Source organism: Hypericibacter sp., from assembly GCF_050729195.1.
Lineage (GTDB): Bacteria > Pseudomonadota > Alphaproteobacteria > Dongiales > Dongiaceae > Hypericibacter.
The window spans coordinates 1-15,028 of record NZ_JBOHKS010000169.1 but is presented as its reverse complement, the minus strand read 5'-3'; the positions used below and the strand labels follow the sequence as shown (position 1 = coordinate 15,028).

At 65.3% G+C, this 15,028-nt stretch carries 11 protein-coding genes and 1 tRNA gene; 6 read left to right on the top strand and 6 right to left on the bottom strand.

From position 1 onward, the window contains the following. Positions 1-318: 318 nt before the first annotated feature. Together ACREE8_RS13330 and trxB are read right to left on the bottom strand one after the other, a co-directional pair. Positions 319-1,209, bottom strand: a complete 891-nt coding sequence (locus ACREE8_RS13330; RefSeq protein ID WP_431573492.1) for a LysR family transcriptional regulator — start codon at positions 1,207-1,209, stop codon at positions 319-321. Between the two features lie 93 nt (positions 1,210-1,302). Then, positions 1,303-2,274, bottom strand: coding sequence for a thioredoxin-disulfide reductase (gene trxB, locus ACREE8_RS13325; protein WP_431573491.1), 972 nt, complete (start codon positions 2,272-2,274; stop codon positions 1,303-1,305). A gap of 357 nt (positions 2,275-2,631) precedes the next feature. Here trxB and ACREE8_RS13320 point away from each other — a divergent pair, with 357 nt between their 5' ends. Together ACREE8_RS13320 and ACREE8_RS13315 are read left to right on the top strand one after the other, a co-directional pair. Beyond that, the gene (locus ACREE8_RS13320; RefSeq protein ID WP_151176158.1) at positions 2,632-3,129 is read left to right on the top strand and encodes an Lrp/AsnC family transcriptional regulator; all 498 of its coding nucleotides are present in this window, start codon (positions 2,632-2,634) and stop codon (positions 3,127-3,129) included. Positions 3,130-3,188: 59 nt separating this feature from the next. Further along, on the top strand, positions 3,189-4,031 hold the full coding sequence (locus tag ACREE8_RS13315) for a protein-L-isoaspartate O-methyltransferase family protein (RefSeq protein WP_431573490.1): 843 nt from the start codon (positions 3,189-3,191) through the stop codon (positions 4,029-4,031). Positions 4,032-4,055: 24 nt separating this feature from the next. On the opposite strand, the gene ACREE8_RS13310 is transcribed toward ACREE8_RS13315, so the two are convergent. From ACREE8_RS13310 to carA, 4 genes are all read right to left on the bottom strand, one after another. Then, positions 4,056-4,673, bottom strand: coding sequence for a pyridoxamine 5'-phosphate oxidase family protein (locus ACREE8_RS13310; protein ID WP_431573489.1), 618 nt, complete (start codon positions 4,671-4,673; stop codon positions 4,056-4,058). Positions 4,674-4,716: 43 nt separating this feature from the next. Then, on the bottom strand, positions 4,717-5,190 hold the full coding sequence (gene greA / locus ACREE8_RS13305; RefSeq protein ID WP_151176160.1) for a transcription elongation factor GreA: 474 nt from the start codon (positions 5,188-5,190) through the stop codon (positions 4,717-4,719). Positions 5,191-5,322: 132 nt separating this feature from the next. Continuing rightward, positions 5,323-8,565: a carbamoyl-phosphate synthase large subunit gene (carB, locus tag ACREE8_RS13300; RefSeq protein ID WP_431573488.1), complete on the bottom strand. Its 3,243-nt coding sequence runs from the start codon at positions 8,563-8,565 to the stop codon at positions 5,323-5,325. A gap of 11 nt (positions 8,566-8,576) precedes the next feature. Continuing rightward, a complete protein-coding gene (carA, locus tag ACREE8_RS13295; RefSeq protein WP_431573487.1) occupies positions 8,577-9,767 on the bottom strand; it encodes a glutamine-hydrolyzing carbamoyl-phosphate synthase small subunit in 1,191 nt (396 codons plus the stop codon). 281 nt (positions 9,768-10,048) lie between these two features. Between carA and ACREE8_RS13290 the strand changes: the two genes are divergently transcribed. The 4 genes from ACREE8_RS13290 to ACREE8_RS13275 all read left to right on the top strand — a co-directional run bounded on the left by ACREE8_RS13290 (position 10,049) and on the right by ACREE8_RS13275 (position 14,894). Beyond that, positions 10,049-10,507: a GatB/YqeY domain-containing protein gene (locus ACREE8_RS13290; RefSeq protein ID WP_431573486.1), complete on the top strand. Its 459-nt coding sequence runs from the start codon at positions 10,049-10,051 to the stop codon at positions 10,505-10,507. Between the two features lie 185 nt (positions 10,508-10,692). Then, positions 10,693-12,603, top strand: a complete 1,911-nt coding sequence (gene dnaG / locus ACREE8_RS13285) for a DNA primase (protein ID WP_431573485.1) — start codon at positions 10,693-10,695, stop codon at positions 12,601-12,603. 145 nt (positions 12,604-12,748) lie between these two features. Further along, positions 12,749-14,734, top strand: a complete 1,986-nt coding sequence (rpoD, locus tag ACREE8_RS13280; protein WP_431573484.1) for an RNA polymerase sigma factor RpoD — start codon at positions 12,749-12,751, stop codon at positions 14,732-14,734. Positions 14,735-14,817: 83 nt separating this feature from the next. Next, positions 14,818-14,894: transfer RNA gene (locus ACREE8_RS13275), tRNA-Ile, on the top strand. Positions 14,895-15,028: the final 134 nt, after the last annotated feature.

Below are 15,028 nucleotides of genomic sequence, written 5' to 3'. Positions count from 1 at the left end.
AAACAGGGAGGCTTCACGTCTGGGAGACGTAAGGGTCCGAAAACCCTCATCCGGGCCTTGCACCCGGATCCGATGTGGCGAAACCAGGGGTTCCGCCGAAACTCGTCCTGCCACCTCGCGATTGTGCGATGCAGCAGATATTAGAATAAGTAGCGAAGCTGTCCGCCTGGACCAGAGTCAAAATCACAGGCGAGATATGCGCCAATCGCATACCATTTTCCCAACCTCGAAAGACCGGTGCGGCGAGGTCGGGCCGGGAATGTCATCCTATTGACATCAAAGAACGATCGAGGCAGCGGGCGATTGTTGGTCGATGAATCAGGTTTCGGCGGCGGCCACTTTTCTCAAGAGAAAATCGCGGAACACCTGGATGCGTTTCGAGTTCCGCAGCTCTTCCGGATAGACGAAATAGGCATCGACTCGGGGACCTTCAAGCTCCGGCAGGACTCGCACCACGTTGGGCGTGTCATGCGCCATGTAGGTCGCGAGGCTCGCGATGCCGATCCCGTTCTGCACCGCGCGCAAGATTGCATAACTGTTATTGACGGTGAGGGCAGCCTGGCGCGGCCGGTCGGGCGGCGTGCCGGCGCGCAAGAGCCAGTTCACTTCCGGGACGGGGGGACGGACCTCCTCGCCGAACACGATGATGCGATGCTTGTCGAGATCGGCGGCACTCTCGGGCGCCCCGAAGCGCTTGATATAGTCGGGCGCCGCATAGATCGGCATCCGCACCGTCATCAGATGCCGCTGAATCAGGCCCGGCTGGCGCGGCGGCGCCATGCGGATCGCGACGTCGGCCTCGCGCATGCTGAGATCGAGCTCGCGATCCTCGAGCACGAGATCGACGCCGACATCGGGATAGAGATCGACGAACTCGGCCATGCGCGGCGTGAGCCAGGTCGAGCCCAGCGCCACGGTCGCCGTGATCTTGAGCCGGCCCTTCGGCCGTTCCTTGCTCTCGGCCAGCTGCGCCTCGGTCATGGCGAGCTTGGCGAAGACGTCATGGGCGGTACGGTAGAGCAGCTCACCCTGCTCGGTCAGGATCAGGCCGCGCGCATGACGGTGGAACAGCACGACATTGAGGCTCTCTTCGAGCGCGCTGATCTGACGGCTCACCGCTGATTGCGAGAGGTTCAGCACCTCGCCCGCATGGGTGAAGCTGCCGGCCTCCGCGACGGCGTGAAAAATCCTGAGCTTATCCCAATCCATAGCCATGGCCGGACCGGCCCCCTGACGCAATAGCGATTGACCTGCCGTCGCCCGTCCCTTCGGGCTCCGGCAGGCACCCCTGAACCGACCCGGCTATTCCGCCGCGGCCGGCTCGCTTTCGGCGGCCTCGAAGGCGAGGAACTTCTCGGCTTCGAGCGCCGCCATGCAGCCCATGCCAGCCGCCGTCACGGCCTGGCGAAACACCTTGTCCTTCACGTCGCCCGCCGCGAACACGCCACGGACGGAGGTCTTGGTGCTGTCGGGCCTGCTCACGATGTAGCCTTCCGCGTCCATCTCGATCTGGCCCTTGAACAGCTCGGTCGCGGGCGTGTGGCCGATGGCGACGAAGAACCCGTCGCAGTCGATCTCGCCCGTCTTGCCGCTCCTGACATTGCGCACGCGCACCCCGGTGACGCCCGGCGGGTCGCCGGCGGCGAGGACTTCCTCGACGACGCTGTCCCAGACCACATGGATCTTCGGATTCTTGAACAGGCGCTCCTGCATGATCTTCTCGGCGCGGAAGCTGTCGCGGCGATGGATCACGGTCACCTTGCTGGCGATATGGCTCAGATAGATCGCTTCCTCGACCGCGGTGTTGCCACCGCCGACCAGCACGACCTCCCTGCCGCGAAAGAAGAAACCGTCGCAGGTGGCGCAGGCCGAGACGCCGGCGCCGCGCAGGCGCTGCTCGCTCTCGAGTCCGAGCCAGCGCGCCTGGGCACCGGTCGCGATGATGATGCTCTCGGCAAGATAGATGTCGCCGCTGTCGGCGACGCAGCGGAAGGGCCGGCGCGACAGATCGAGCGAGGTGATAGTGTCGGTGTGGATCTTGGTGCCGACATGGAGCGCCTGCGCGCGCATCTGCTCCATCAGCCACGGCCCCTGGATCACGTCGGCGAAGCCCGGATAATTTTCCACATCGGTGGTGATCGTCATCTGGCCGCCGGGCTGGATGCCCTCGAGCAGGGTCGGCTTGAGATTGGCGCGCGCCGCATAGATCGCGGCCGTGAGGCCCGCGGGACCCGAACCGATGATCAGGAGTTTGACGTGATGCTGCTGCGCCATGAGGGGCCGATCCTTGGGCTCGTCGTTTCCATAGGGAGGCGAATTTAGCGGGCCGAATCGGCCTGGGGATAGCGGAGCGCCGCTGTTACGGGACCCTGCCTCGAAGGGACCCGTTCGGGCGACGCCGGGGGATGCGAAAACCGGTCCCCTCACAATAAGGGTGGGGCGCTTGCGGAAACAAGCCATGCTCCGAACGCGGACCTCTGCAAATTTCGGTCAAAATCCTTGCTTTCCTTAGGGATAAACAGCGGTTGGCCCTGCCGTCCGCTGCTGGTTTTCGGGCGGCGATGGCTGGCGGCCCCGGGCTTTCGGCAATATAATTGCGCATAACCCGCCACCGCCCGACCGAGGGAAATCATGCGCCGGGTCAAGCTCGACCGAATCGACCGGAAAATCCTCAACGACCTCCAGCAGGACGGTCGCATGACCAACGTGGATCTGGCGCGCCGCGCCGGCATCTCGGCGCCGCCCTGTCTGCGCCGCGTGCGGGCCCTGGAAGAAGCGGGCTTCATCCGCGGCTACCATGCGGACCTCAATGCCGAGGCCTTGGGCTATGGCGTGTCGGTCTTCGCCCAGGTCGGGCTGTCGAGCCAGGCCGAGCATGACCTCAAGGCCTTCGAGGCCCTGACCAACTCCTGGCCGGAAGTGCGCGAGTGCCACATGCTCGCGGGCGAGATGGATTTCCTGCTCAAGGTGGTCGCGGTCGATTGGGACGCCTATCAGCGCTTCCTCACCACCAAGCTCACCGCCGCGCCGAATGTCAGCCATGTGAAGTCGGCCTTGGCCATCCGCACCTGCAAGAACGCGCCCGGCGTGCCGATCGACGTCGAAGACGAGCTGGTCGCGGCGCAGTAAAGCGGGCCGCAGCAGGCGCAGCTGTCTCCCTCAGCCCCGCCATGAGCGAGAGAACGCCCGTGAGCGCAGAGCGCATCGCGCAACTTCGCCAGCTCTACGCCGATCTTCTGACCAGACGGTTGAAGGGAGATGTCGAACGGCTGAACGAGGCTTTTCGCACGATTCCCCGGGAGAAGTTTCTCGGACCCGGCCCCTGGCGCATCTTCACCGGCGACCGCTATATCGTCACCCCGTCCGACGATCCCGCCCTGATCTATCAGGACGTCGTCGTGGCGCTGGCGGAGGAGCAGGGCATCAATAACGGCCAGCCCAGCCTTCATGCGCGATCGCTCCTCTCGCTCGATCCGCGCCCCGGCGACACGGTCATCCATGTCGGCGTCGGAACCGGATACTACACGGCCATTCTGGCCCATCTCGTCGGTCCGCAAGGCAAGGTGGAGGCCTACGAGATCGACGAACGGCTCTCTCGACATGCGGCCGCCCTCCTCGCCGACAGGCCGAATGTCACGATCCACAACCGTTCGGGCGCCGTCGGGCCGTTGCCGCCAAGCGACGCCATCTATGTGAATGCGGGGGCGACCCACCCGGCGGACATATGGCTGGATTGCCTGCGGCCGGGAGGCCGTCTCCTGTTCCCGCTGACGCCGGACAAAGGGTGGGGCGGCATGCTGCTGGTCGGCGCCGCGCCGAAGGGATTCGAAGCCCGCATCCTGACACAGGCGATGTTCATCGGCTGCCAGGGCCAGCGTGACGCCGAGCAGGAGCGAAAGACGCGAGCAGCCTTCGCGCATCGCAATGCCAGCAAGGTGCGCTCGCTGAGGCGAGGGACCCCACCGGATGCCAGTTGCTGGTTGGCCTGGGATGGGTGCTGGCTCTCGACCGCTGCCCTGACCTCGACGTGACCGAAGCAGGGCGGGAACGGCGCGTCAGCTCTTCTTGCCCTTGAGCCGCGCCACTTCCTCTTCCAGCTCCTGGATGCGCGCCAGCATGGCCATGCTGGCGGCTTCGACTTCTTCGGCGCTGAAGAGCTGGGGGATATGCTGAGGGCAGTTGATATCCCAGCCCTCGAGACGGAAGCGGATCACGCGTTGCGGGCGCAGTCTGGATTTGGGTGGCGTCAATCGCTCGATCAGCGCCGGATCGTTCTCGATCACTTCCGCCCGACCCCAGACCTTGATGCGCTGGCGGTGGGCGTAATCGACCGCGAAGATGATGGCGCGGTCATTCTCGCTGAGATTGCCCAGCGTGATGTATTGCTTGTTGCCGGGCAGGTCGGCGAAGGCGAGATGCTGGTCGTCGAGCGTGACGATGAAGCCCGGCGGGCCGCCGCGATGCTGGATATAGGGGCGGCCATCGGCGCTGGCGGTGCCGAGGAAGACGCTGTTGCGTTCGGCCAGCCAGGCCGCCAGCTCGGGCGTGATCCGGTTGCGGGCGGGACTCCTCTCGATCTCCTCGTTGCGCCCGCGCGAACCCAGCCGCGTCTGCACGGCTTTGACCGCATCGGTGAAGGCGACATCGAAGAAACCACGCGGCTCCGGTGACACGGAACCGCCAGACGGTTCCGTGCCAGCGGCAGAAGAGGTCGCCTTACTTGAACGCGACCTTGGTGATTTCGTAGGACTTGGAGCCACCGGGGGTGGTCACTTCGATGGTGTCGCCGACATGCTTGCCGATGAGCGCGCGCGCGAGCGGCGAGGAGATCGAGAGCCGCTTGGCCGCGATGTCGGACTCATCCTGCCCAACGATCTGGTAGCTGGCCTTTTCCTCGGTGTCCTCGTCCAGCAGCGTGACGGTCGCGCCGAATTTCACTTCCTTGCCGGAAAGACGGCTGACGTCGATCACCTCGGCGCGCGAGATCTTGTCCTCGAGCTCGGCCACCCGGCCCTCGATGAAGCTCTGGCGTTCACGCGCGGCGTGATACTCGGCGTTCTCGGACAGGTCGCCATGTTCGCGCGCCTCGGCGATGGCGCGAATGACCGCCGGCCGTTCGACCGACTTCAGATGCCTCAGCTCGTCCTCGAGACGGGTGAAGCCGTCTGCCGTCATGGGAATCTTGGTCATGCCATTCCAACCACGAAATCGAAGAAAAGAACGGTGATGTCAACGGGATGGGGCCATGGCTCGCCGCCACGGGACCCTATGTCCGCAGAGGCAAAAGCACACCCTCGGCCGCAACCCGTGTTGGGCCGATGATCAGAACCCGCGCTTAAAGTACGATTGCAGGGGCGCGACTTCAAGCGGCCCCGAGGCCAGTGCGGCAATTGCGGCCACGGCCGCCCGCGCACCGGAAACCGTTGTATAGTAAGGGATATTTCCTAGAAGCGCGCTCTGCCGGATGGAGGCGCTGTCGGCGATGGCGGCCGCTCCCTCGGTGGTGTTGAAAACCAGCTGAACCCGGCCGTTTTTCATGGCGTCGACCACATGGGGCCGGCCTTCCAGCACCTTGTTGATGCGGGTGACGGGCAGGCCCTCGGCCGCGAGGAAACGCTGCGTGCCGCCGGTGGCGATCAGGCTGAAACCCATGGCCACCAGGTTGCGGCCGATCTCGATCATGGCCGATTTGTCACGGTCCTTGACCGAGATGAAGACGGTGCCCTTGGTCGGCAGATCGACGCCCGCTCCCAGCTGCGCCTTGGCGAAGGCATGGCCAAAATCGCGATCGAGGCCCATCACCTCGCCGGTCGATTTCATCTCCGGGCCGAGGAGCACGTCGACGCCGGGGAAGCGCGCGAAGGGGAACACGGCCTCTTTGACCGCGATATGCCCGTCATTCATCGGCACCGGCTTCAGGTCGGCGAGCTTCTCGCCGGCCATGACGCGGGCCGCGATCTTGGCGATCGGCTGGCCGGTCGCCTTGGCGACGAAGGGCACGGTGCGGCTCGCGCGCGGATTGACTTCGAGCACATAGATCATGCCGTCCTTGACGGCGAACTGCGTGTTCATGAGGCCGACGACATTGAGCGCCTTGGCCAGCGCCACGGTCTGGCTTTCGAGCTCGGCGATGATCTCGGCCGACAGATGATAGGGCGGCAGCGAGCAGGCGGAATCGCCGGAATGGATTCCGGCCTCCTCGATATGTTCCATGATGCCGGCGACATAGACATCCGTGCCGTCGGCGACCGCGTCGACATCGACCTCGACCGCATCCTGCAGGTAGGAGTCGATCAGCACCGGGCTCGAGCCCGACACCGTGACCGCGGTCTTGATGTAGCGCTCGAGATCGGTGTCGTCATGGACGATCTCCATGGCGCGGCCGCCCAGCACATAGGAGGGACGGATCACGACGGGATAGCCGATATGGTTGGCGATCTTGAGCGCCTCGGCGCCCGAACGCGCCGTGCCGTTGGCCGGCTGGCGCAGCTTCAGTTTCGCCAGCAGCGCCTGGAAGCGTTCGCGGTCCTCGGCCAGGTCGATCGCATCGGGCGAGGTGCCGAGGATCGGGATCTCGGCGGCCTCGAGTGCCGCCGCCAGCTTCAGCGGCGTCTGGCCTCCGAACTGCACGATCACGCCTTCGAGCTTGCCCTTGCGCTGCTCGACCCGGGCGATCTCGACCACGTCCTCGGCCGTCAGCGGCTCGAAATAGAGCCGGTCCGAGGTGTCGTAGTCGGTCGAGACGGTCTCGGGGTTGCAATTGACCATGATGGTCTCGAACCCGGCTTCCTTCAGCGCATAGGCCGCATGGACGCAGCAATAGTCGAACTCGATGCCCTGGCCGATGCGGTTGGGGCCGCCGCCGAGGATGATGATCTTGCGCCGGTTCGAGGGATTGGCCTCGCATTCGGGCGCCTCGACGCCGTCGCCTTCATAGGTGCCGTACATATAAGGCGTGTCGGAGGCGAACTCGGCGGCGCAGGTATCGACGCGCTTATAGACCGGCGTGACGCCGGCGCGGCGGCGCGCCTGGGAGACCGTGGCCTCGTCCTTGCCGACAAGCTCGGCGATGCGTGCGTCGGAGAAGCCCATCTTCTTGATGCGGACCCAGCCGGTCGCGTCCTGAGGCAGGCCGGCCTTGCGGATCTTCGCCTCGGTCGCGACCAGGGCCTCGATCTCGCGCAGGAACCAGGGGTCGTAATGGGTGATGGCGTTGATGTCTTCGACCGAGAGGCCGAGACGGAAAGCCTGTGCCGCCACCAGCAGCCGGTCGGGTGTCGGCCGCGCCAGCATGGCCCGGATCGACAGGATCGGATCGGCGCCCGGCACCACCACCTCGTTGAGGCCGGTCAGGCCGGTCTCCATCGAGCGCAGCGCCTTCTGCACCGATTCCTGGAAATTGCGGCCGATCGACATGGCCTCGCCGACCGACTTCATCGCGGTCGTCAGCAGCGGTTCGGCCCCCTTGAACTTCTCGAAGGTGAAGCGCGGCATCTTGGTGACGACATAGTCGATGGTCGGCTCGAAGGAGGCCGGCGTCACGCGGGTGATGTCGTTCTTGAGCTCGTCGAGGCTGTAGCCGACCGCGAGCTTGGCCGCGATCTTGGCGATCGGGAAGCCGGTGGCCTTCGAAGCCAGCGCCGAGGAGCGCGAAACGCGCGGATTCATCTCGATCACGACCATGCGGCCCGACTTCGGGTCGACCGCGAACTGCACGTTGGATCCGCCGGTATCGACGCCGATCTCGCGCAACACCGCGATCGAGGCGTCGCGCATGATCTGATACTCCTTGTCGGTGAGCGTCAGGGCGGGTGCCACCGTCACGCTGTCGCCGGTATGGATGCCCATCGGATCGATGTTCTCGATCGAGCAGATGATGATGCAGTTGTCGTTGCGGTCGCGCACCACCTCCATCTCATATTCTTTCCAGCCCAGCACCGACTCCTCGATCAGCACCTGGCTGACCGGCGAGGCGCGCAAGCCCCCGGCGGCGATGTTCTCGAACTCGTCGCGGTTATAGGCGATGCCGCCGCCGGTGCCGCCCAGCGTGAAGGAGGGGCGGATGACGCAGGGGAGCCCGATCTGCTCCATCGCCTCGATCGCGTCCTCGAGCGTGTTGACCAGATGGCTCTTGGGGCTCTTGAGGCCGATGCGCTCCATCGCCTGGCGGAACAGCAAGCGGTCCTCGGCCAGCTCGATCGCGTCGGCCTTGGCGCCGATGAGCTCCACGCCGAGCCGCTCCAGCACGCCCGACTTGGCGAGCTTCATCGCGGTGTTGAGTGCGGTCTGCCCGCCCATGGTCGGCAGCAGCGCGTCGGGCCGCTCCTTCTCCAGGATGCGGGTCACGATCTCGGGCGTGATCGGCTCGATATAGGTGGCGTCGGCCAGGCCCGGATCGGTCATGATCGTGGCCGGGTTCGAATTCACCAGCACGACGCGATAGCCTTCCTGCTTCAGCGCCTGGCAGGCCTGGGTCCCCGAATAATCGAACTCGCAAGCCTGCCCGATCACGATCGGCCCGGCACCGATGATCATGATCGACTTGATGTCAGTACGCTTTGGCATGATCTCTGGATTCAGCTCCGCTTCTTCTCAATGAGGTCGGCGAAGCGCTTGAAGAGATAGTGGCTGTCCTGGGGCCCGGGCGAGGCTTCGGGGTGGTATTGCACCGAGAAGACCGGCTTGTCCTTGAGGCGCAGGCCTTCGTTCGAGCCGTCGAAGAGCGAGACATGCGAGACCTCGACGCCCGCGGGCAGCGATTCCGGCAGGACGCAGAAGCCGTGATTCTGGCTGGTGATCTCTACCTTGCCGGTGGCGAGGTCCTTGACCGGATGGTTGGCGCCGCGATGGCCGATCGCCATCTTCCTGGTCTTGCCGCCCAGCGCCAGTGCCAGCAGCTGATGGCCGAGGCAGATGCCGAAGAGGGGGATCTCGGTCTCGAGCAGGTTGCGGATCACCGGCACCGCATATTCGCCGGTGGCGGCCGGATCGCCCGGACCGTTCGAGAGGAAGATACCGTCGGGCTTGTGACGCAGGATGTCTTCGGCCGTGGCCGTCGCCGGCACCACCGTCACCTTGGCGCCGATCGAGGCCAGGCAGCGCAGGATGTTGCGCTTGGCGCCGTAATCGACGGCGACGACATGAAAGCGCGGATTGGCCTGCTGGCCATAGCCGTCTTCGAGCGTCCAGCGCGTCTCGTCCCAGCCATAGCTCTGCCGGCAGCTGACCTCGATCGCGAGATCCATGCCGTCGAGACCGGGCCAGGCCTTGGCTTCGGCGATCAGGGCCGCTTCGTCGAACTTCTTGTCCGGCGCATGGCAGACCACGCCCGAGGGCGCGCCCGCGTCGCGGATGCGCCGCGTGAGCTGGCGCGTATCGATGCCGGCGATGCCGATGAGATTGCGCGCCTTGAGCCAGCCATCGAGATGCTGCGTCGCGCGCCAATTCGAGGGCTCGGTGATGTCGGCGCGCAGGATCAATCCGCGCGCGGCCGGCGTGATCGTCTCGATATCCTCGAGATTGGTGCCGACATTGCCGATATGCGGGAAGGTGAAGGTGATGATCTGGCCGGCATAGGAAGGATCGGTGAGGATCTCCTGATAGCCGGTGAGCGAGGTGTTGAAGCAGACCTCGCCGACGGCCTTGCCGATCGCGCCGATGCCGTGGCCCCAGATCAGCTGTCCGTCCGCCAGTGCCAGCACCGCCGTGGCCCAGGAACGCCGCCCCCCTGAAGCGTTCGGGGCAGGCGTGTTTTGGGTCTCGCTCATCGGCGGAAGGATCCTGGCGATCGCGGGGGAGGAGGTTCGCGGCGCACACCCATATGGTCACGCGCGTCGCGTCGCTCAAGTTGGCGGGGTTATTAAGCAAAGCCGTCGCGCGCGTCAAGCCGGAAGTGTTTTGTTTCTCCGAGAGAAATCAAGCGTTTGCGAGAGCGCGGCGAAATTGCCTGCGGAAGCTCGATCCGCTACCCTGAACGCTTTCCCGAGATCGGCCGGAGTCGGGCGCGTTGCCCCTGCGTTTCCGCGTCTCTCATACCGCGAGTGGCCCCATGTTGCGCACCGACCTGACCGAAGCCCTGAAGACGGCCATGAAGTCGCGCGATCTGCGCGCGGTCTCGACCGTGCGCCTGATCCTGGCGGCATTGAAGGACCGCGATATCGCGGCGCGGCCGAAGGGTGTGACCGACGGTATCGGCGAGGATGAGATCGTCGAGATGCTGCATAAGATGGTGCGCCAGCGCCGCGAATCGATCGAGCTCTATGAAAAGGGCGGCCGGCTGGAGCTCGCCCAGCAGGAGCAGGAGGAGATCGGCGTCATCGAGCGCTTCCTGCCCAAGCAGATGAGCGAGGCCGAGATGGGCGAGGCGGTGACCGCGGCGATCGGCGAAACCGGTGCGACGACCATCAAAGATATGGGCAAGATCATGGGCTTGCTGAAGCAGCGCTTCGCCGGTCGGATGGATTTCGGCAAGGCCGGCCAGCTGGTGAAGCAGAAGCTCGGGACCTGACCGCCGCAGTTGAAGCCCGACACTTGAAGCCGGCCGGCCGCGGCCCACTTACCAGCTCTGCCGCTGTTCCATTCGCGTAATCCCCATGTTTCCTGGGATTCGCGCCTTGCCCTCGACTCGGCGCTGGGCGGACACTCGGCCTGCAAAATCGGGCCTTCGGCCGCTTCAGGAGTTTCGCGCCGCTCATGGCCTTCCCCCCACAGTTTCTCGACGAGTTGAGAAGCCGCCTGCCGCTGGCGGATGTGGTCGGGCGCCGCGTGAAGCTGCAGAAGCGCGGCCGCGATTTCGTCGGGCTCTGTCCCTTCCATAACGAGAAGACGCCCTCCTTCACTGTCAATGAGGAGAAGGGCTTCTTCCATTGCTTCGGCTGCGGCGCCCATGGCGACGCCATGACCTTCGTGATGCGGGCCGAAGGGTCGAGCTTTCTCGAGGCGGTCGAGCGGCTCGCCAATGAGGCGGGCTTGGCCGTGCCCCAGCCCGATCCCGAGGCGCGGGAGAAGGCCGAGCGCCAGAGCACCCTGCTCGGCGCGATGGAAGCCGCGGCCAAATTCTTCGAGGCCGAGCTCAAGGGTGGACGCGGGCGCACGGCGCGCGACTATCTCGAGAATCGGTCGCTCACCGAGGAGACCATCGCGCGCTTCCGCCTCGGCTACGCGCCCGATTCCCGCGGCAGCCTCAAGGAAGCGCTGACCAAGCAGGGATTTCCGGAAGCGCTGCTGGTCGAAGGCGGGCTCCTGATCAAGCCGCCGGCCGAGAATGGCGTCGGCGGCGGCGCCTCTTATGACCGGTTCCGGGGCCGCGTGATGTTCCCGATCACCGACCGGCGCGGCCGCGTGATCGCCTTCGGCGGCCGCGTGATGGGCGAGGGCGAGCCCAAATATCTGAATTCGCCCGAGACGCCGCTGTTCCATAAGGGCCGTGTACTGTTCGGTCTCGCCCAGGCCCAGGAATCGATCCGGCAGAAGAACGAGGTCGTCGTCGCCGAGGGCTATATGGATGTGATCGCCATGAGCCAGGCGGGCCTGGCCCAGGCGGTGGCGCCCTTGGGCACCGCATTGACCGAGGAGCAGATCCTGCTGCTCTGGCGCCTGGCGCCGGAGCCGATCCTCTGTTTCGACGGCGATGGGGCGGGACAACGCGCCGCTGCGCGCGGCGCCGATCGAGCGCTGCCCCTGCTCAAGCCCGGCTGCTCGCTGCGCTTCGCGATCATGCCGAAGGGCGAGGATCCCGACAGCCTGGTGAAGGCCAAGGGGCCGGCGGCGATGGAGGAGGTGCTGTCACGGTCCGTGGGGCTGGCTGACCTGCTCTGGGAAACCGAGACCGCCGGCCGGCAGTTCGACACGCCCGAGCGCAAATCGGGCCTGCGCCAGCATCTGGCGGGCCTGGCCGCGCGCATCGCCGACCGGACCGTCCAGGACGACTACCGGCTGGAATTCGAGCGCCGGCTTGGCGACGCGTTCGGCTATACCAACCGCGGGTCGGGTGGCAACCGGGGGATGGCGGATCGCCGCGGCGGGGCCGGGCGGAGCGGCGGCAAGGGCTTCGGCCAGGGCCGCAATGGGGCGAACCGGTATCCGGGCGCGCCCCAGGAACGCGGCGGGGCCGCACTGCGCCAGGGGATTCCGGACCCGGAACGCCGCCAACCCGAGATGTTGCTCAGCATTGTCATCAGCCATCCGCGCATCGCCCATCAGCGGGCCGAGGAATTGGCACACCTCGTGCTAGCCGACTCCCAACTTGACAAGCTTCGTCAAGCCGTTATAGACCACGCGGCTGGCACGCCGGACCTTGACGTCGAGGGGTTGAAACGCCACTTGGTGGGAACGGGGTTTGGCGGTGTCCTGGACGCGCTAACCACCCGAAACAAGGGTCTGTCTGCCTGCCGCGCCGAGGTCGAGATGACGGCCGCGGAAGAGGCGTTTGACCATTTGCTCGGTCTGATGAAGGAGAGACAGGCGCGTCTGGAAGCGGATCTCGCAGCCCAGAGACTTGGCGCGGATGCGACTCCCGAAGCCTGGGCCAGGTTTCAGGCGGCGCAACGCGAGAGCCTCTCGGGCGAGAGCCGGCGACGCGACATCGATAAACGGGCGAAGTGAGCTCGCCGACATGACCAGCGGGCGCCGGAGAGTTTTTTCGGGCGACCGGGTGAACCATATTTGAAGATGAGGCGCGGATCATCGGGCGGCGGCCCAGGCGATCGGCCAGCAACGAACAGAACGACAGCAGTCAGGCGGTAGGCAGATGGCGACAAAACCGGCAGCCAAGGCGGAGAATGGCGAGGCGCGCGAAGAGGGAGCCGATGGCCCCTTGCTCGACAGCGTCAGCGCCTCCGTCAAGAAGCTCGTCACGCGCGGCAAAGAGCGCGGCTATGTCACTTATGACGAGCTGAACCAGGCGCTGCCGGCCGACAAGGTCTCCTCCGAGCAGATCGAAGACACGATGGCCATGCTCAACGAGCTGGGTGTCAATGTCGTCGAATCCGAAGACGAGGAAGTCGCGGCCGAGCCGGCCGCGGCGCCGACTGAAGAGTCGGAAGAAGCCCCCGAAGGCAGCCGCACCGGCAATCTCGGCGACGAGGATATCGGCCGCACCGACGACCCCGTGCGCATGTATCTGCGCGAGATGGGCTCGGTCGAGCTCCTGTCGCGCGAGGGCGAAATCGCGATCGCCAAGCGCATCGAGGCCGGCCGCGACATGATGATCGGCGGCATCGCCGAGAGCCCCCTGACCTTCCGCGCCATCATCGAATGGCGCGACAAGCTCAAGGCCGGGCAGATGCTGCTGCGCGACGTGATCGATCTCGAAGCCACCTATGGCAAGGCGCCGGAAGGCGACGCCGTGATCCCGGCGGGCGGCAACGCCGTCGAGGAGGAAGAAGAGGAAGAGGAAGTCGAGGAGGCGGCCGAGCCGCGTCCCGACGGCGCGCCGCCGGCCGAAGGCGAGGAGACCGACGAGAACAACATGTCGCTCTCGGCCATGGAGCAGGAACTGCTGCCCACGGTCGTGCTCTCCTTCGACGCCGTCGCCGGCGCCTATCAGAAGCTGGATCGCCTGGCGGAAAAGCGCCTCGAGGCCTTCAAGAAGGGCGAGAAGTTCCTGCCGGTCAGCGAGAAGCGCTACGACAAGCTGAAGCAGGAGCTGGCCGAGCTGATGAAGCCCATCAAGCTCAACAATGGCCGGCTCGAGAGCCTTGTCGGCGAGATGTATCAGCTCAACCGCAAGCTGGTCGGGCTCGAGGGGCAGCTGCTGCGCCTGGCCGAGAAGCATCGCGTGAAGCGCGAGGATTTCATCCAGCGCTATTACGGCAGCGAGCTCGATCCGCGCTGGCTGAGCAAGGTCGGCCGCCTGACCTCCAAGGGCTGGAAGGACTACGCGCTCAAGCATAAGGACGAGGTGAAGGTGATCCGCGGGGACATCTCCGCCATCGCCGACCATGTCTGCCTGCCGATCGCCGACTTCCGGCGCGTGGTCAACACGATCCAGAAGGGCGAGCGCGAGGCCGGCCGCGCGAAGAAGGAGATGGTCGAGGCCAATCTGCGCCTCGTGATCTCGATCGCGAAGAAATACACCAACCGCGGCCTGCAGTTCCTGGACCTGATCCAGGAGGGCAATATCGGCCTGATGAAGGCGGTCGATAAGTTCGAATACCGCCGCGGCTACAAGTTCTCGACCTACGCCACCTGGTGGATCCGGCAGGCGATCACCCGTTCGATCGCCGACCAGGCCCGCACCATCCGCATCCCGGTGCATATGATCGAGACCATCAACAAGCTGGTGCGCACCTCGCGCCAGATGCTGCACGAGATCGGCCGCGAGCCGACGCCCGAGGAGCTGGCCGAGAAGCTCGGCATGCCGCTCGAGAAGGTGCGCAAGGTGATGAAGATCGCCAAGGAGCCGATCAGCCTCGAGACGCCGATCGGCGACGAGGAGGATTCGCATCTGGGTGATTTCATCGAGGACAAGAACGCGGTGCTGCCGCTCGATGCCGCGATCCAGGCGAACCTGCGCGAGACCACGACGCGGGTCCTCGCCAGCCTGACGCCGCGCGAGGAGCGCGTACTCCGGATGCGCTTCGGCATCGGCATGAACACCGACCATACGCTCGAGGAAGTCGGCCAGCAGTTCTCGGTCACCCGCGAGCGCATACGACAGATCGAGGCGAAGGCGCTGCGCAAGCTCAAGCATCCGAGCCGCTCGCGCAAGCTCAGGAGCTTCCTCGATACTTGATCCGAGGCCTTCCTTCGCCGGATACCAAAAGCCAGAATGACCTGTCATTCTGGCTTTTGCTTTACTACCGATCGCCTGGGATCGGGCCCGTAGTTCAGTTGGTTAGAACGCGCCGCTCATAACGGTGTTGTCGCAGGTTCAAGTCCTGCCGGGCCCACCACGCTTCTGCTTTCCGGAAGCGGCGTCGTGTAGGCGCGAACGCTACGCGATCATACTAGGCCGCGTGGACAAAATGATTGACGTTTGAATCGGAAATTGATTCAAGGCTGCAGATTCGGGGAGGCAGCCTTGAGC

Excerpts from the sequence above, each read along its gene's own strand:
- greA (WP_151176160.1), bottom strand. The coding sequence starts at position 5,190 with ATGACCAAGATTCCCATGACGGCAGACGGCTTCACCCGTCTCGAGGAC.
- rpoD (WP_431573484.1), top strand. The coding sequence starts at position 12,749 with ATGGCGACAAAACCGGCAGCCAAGGCGGAGAATGGCGAGGCGCGCGAA.
- carB (WP_431573488.1), bottom strand. The coding sequence starts at position 8,565 with ATGCCAAAGCGTACTGACATCAAGTCGATCATGATCATCGGTGCCGGG.
- carA (WP_431573487.1), bottom strand. The coding sequence starts at position 9,767 with ATGAGCGAGACCCAAAACACGCCTGCCCCGAACGCTTCAGGGGGGCGG.
- trxB (WP_431573491.1), bottom strand. The coding sequence starts at position 2,274 with ATGGCGCAGCAGCATCACGTCAAACTCCTGATCATCGGTTCGGGTCCC.
- ACREE8_RS13330 (WP_431573492.1), bottom strand. The coding sequence starts at position 1,209 with ATGGATTGGGATAAGCTCAGGATTTTTCACGCCGTCGCGGAGGCCGGC.
- dnaG (WP_431573485.1), top strand. The coding sequence starts at position 10,693 with ATGGCCTTCCCCCCACAGTTTCTCGACGAGTTGAGAAGCCGCCTGCCG.
- ACREE8_RS13290 (WP_431573486.1), top strand. The coding sequence starts at position 10,049 with ATGTTGCGCACCGACCTGACCGAAGCCCTGAAGACGGCCATGAAGTCG.
- ACREE8_RS13320 (WP_151176158.1), top strand. The coding sequence starts at position 2,632 with ATGCGCCGGGTCAAGCTCGACCGAATCGACCGGAAAATCCTCAACGAC.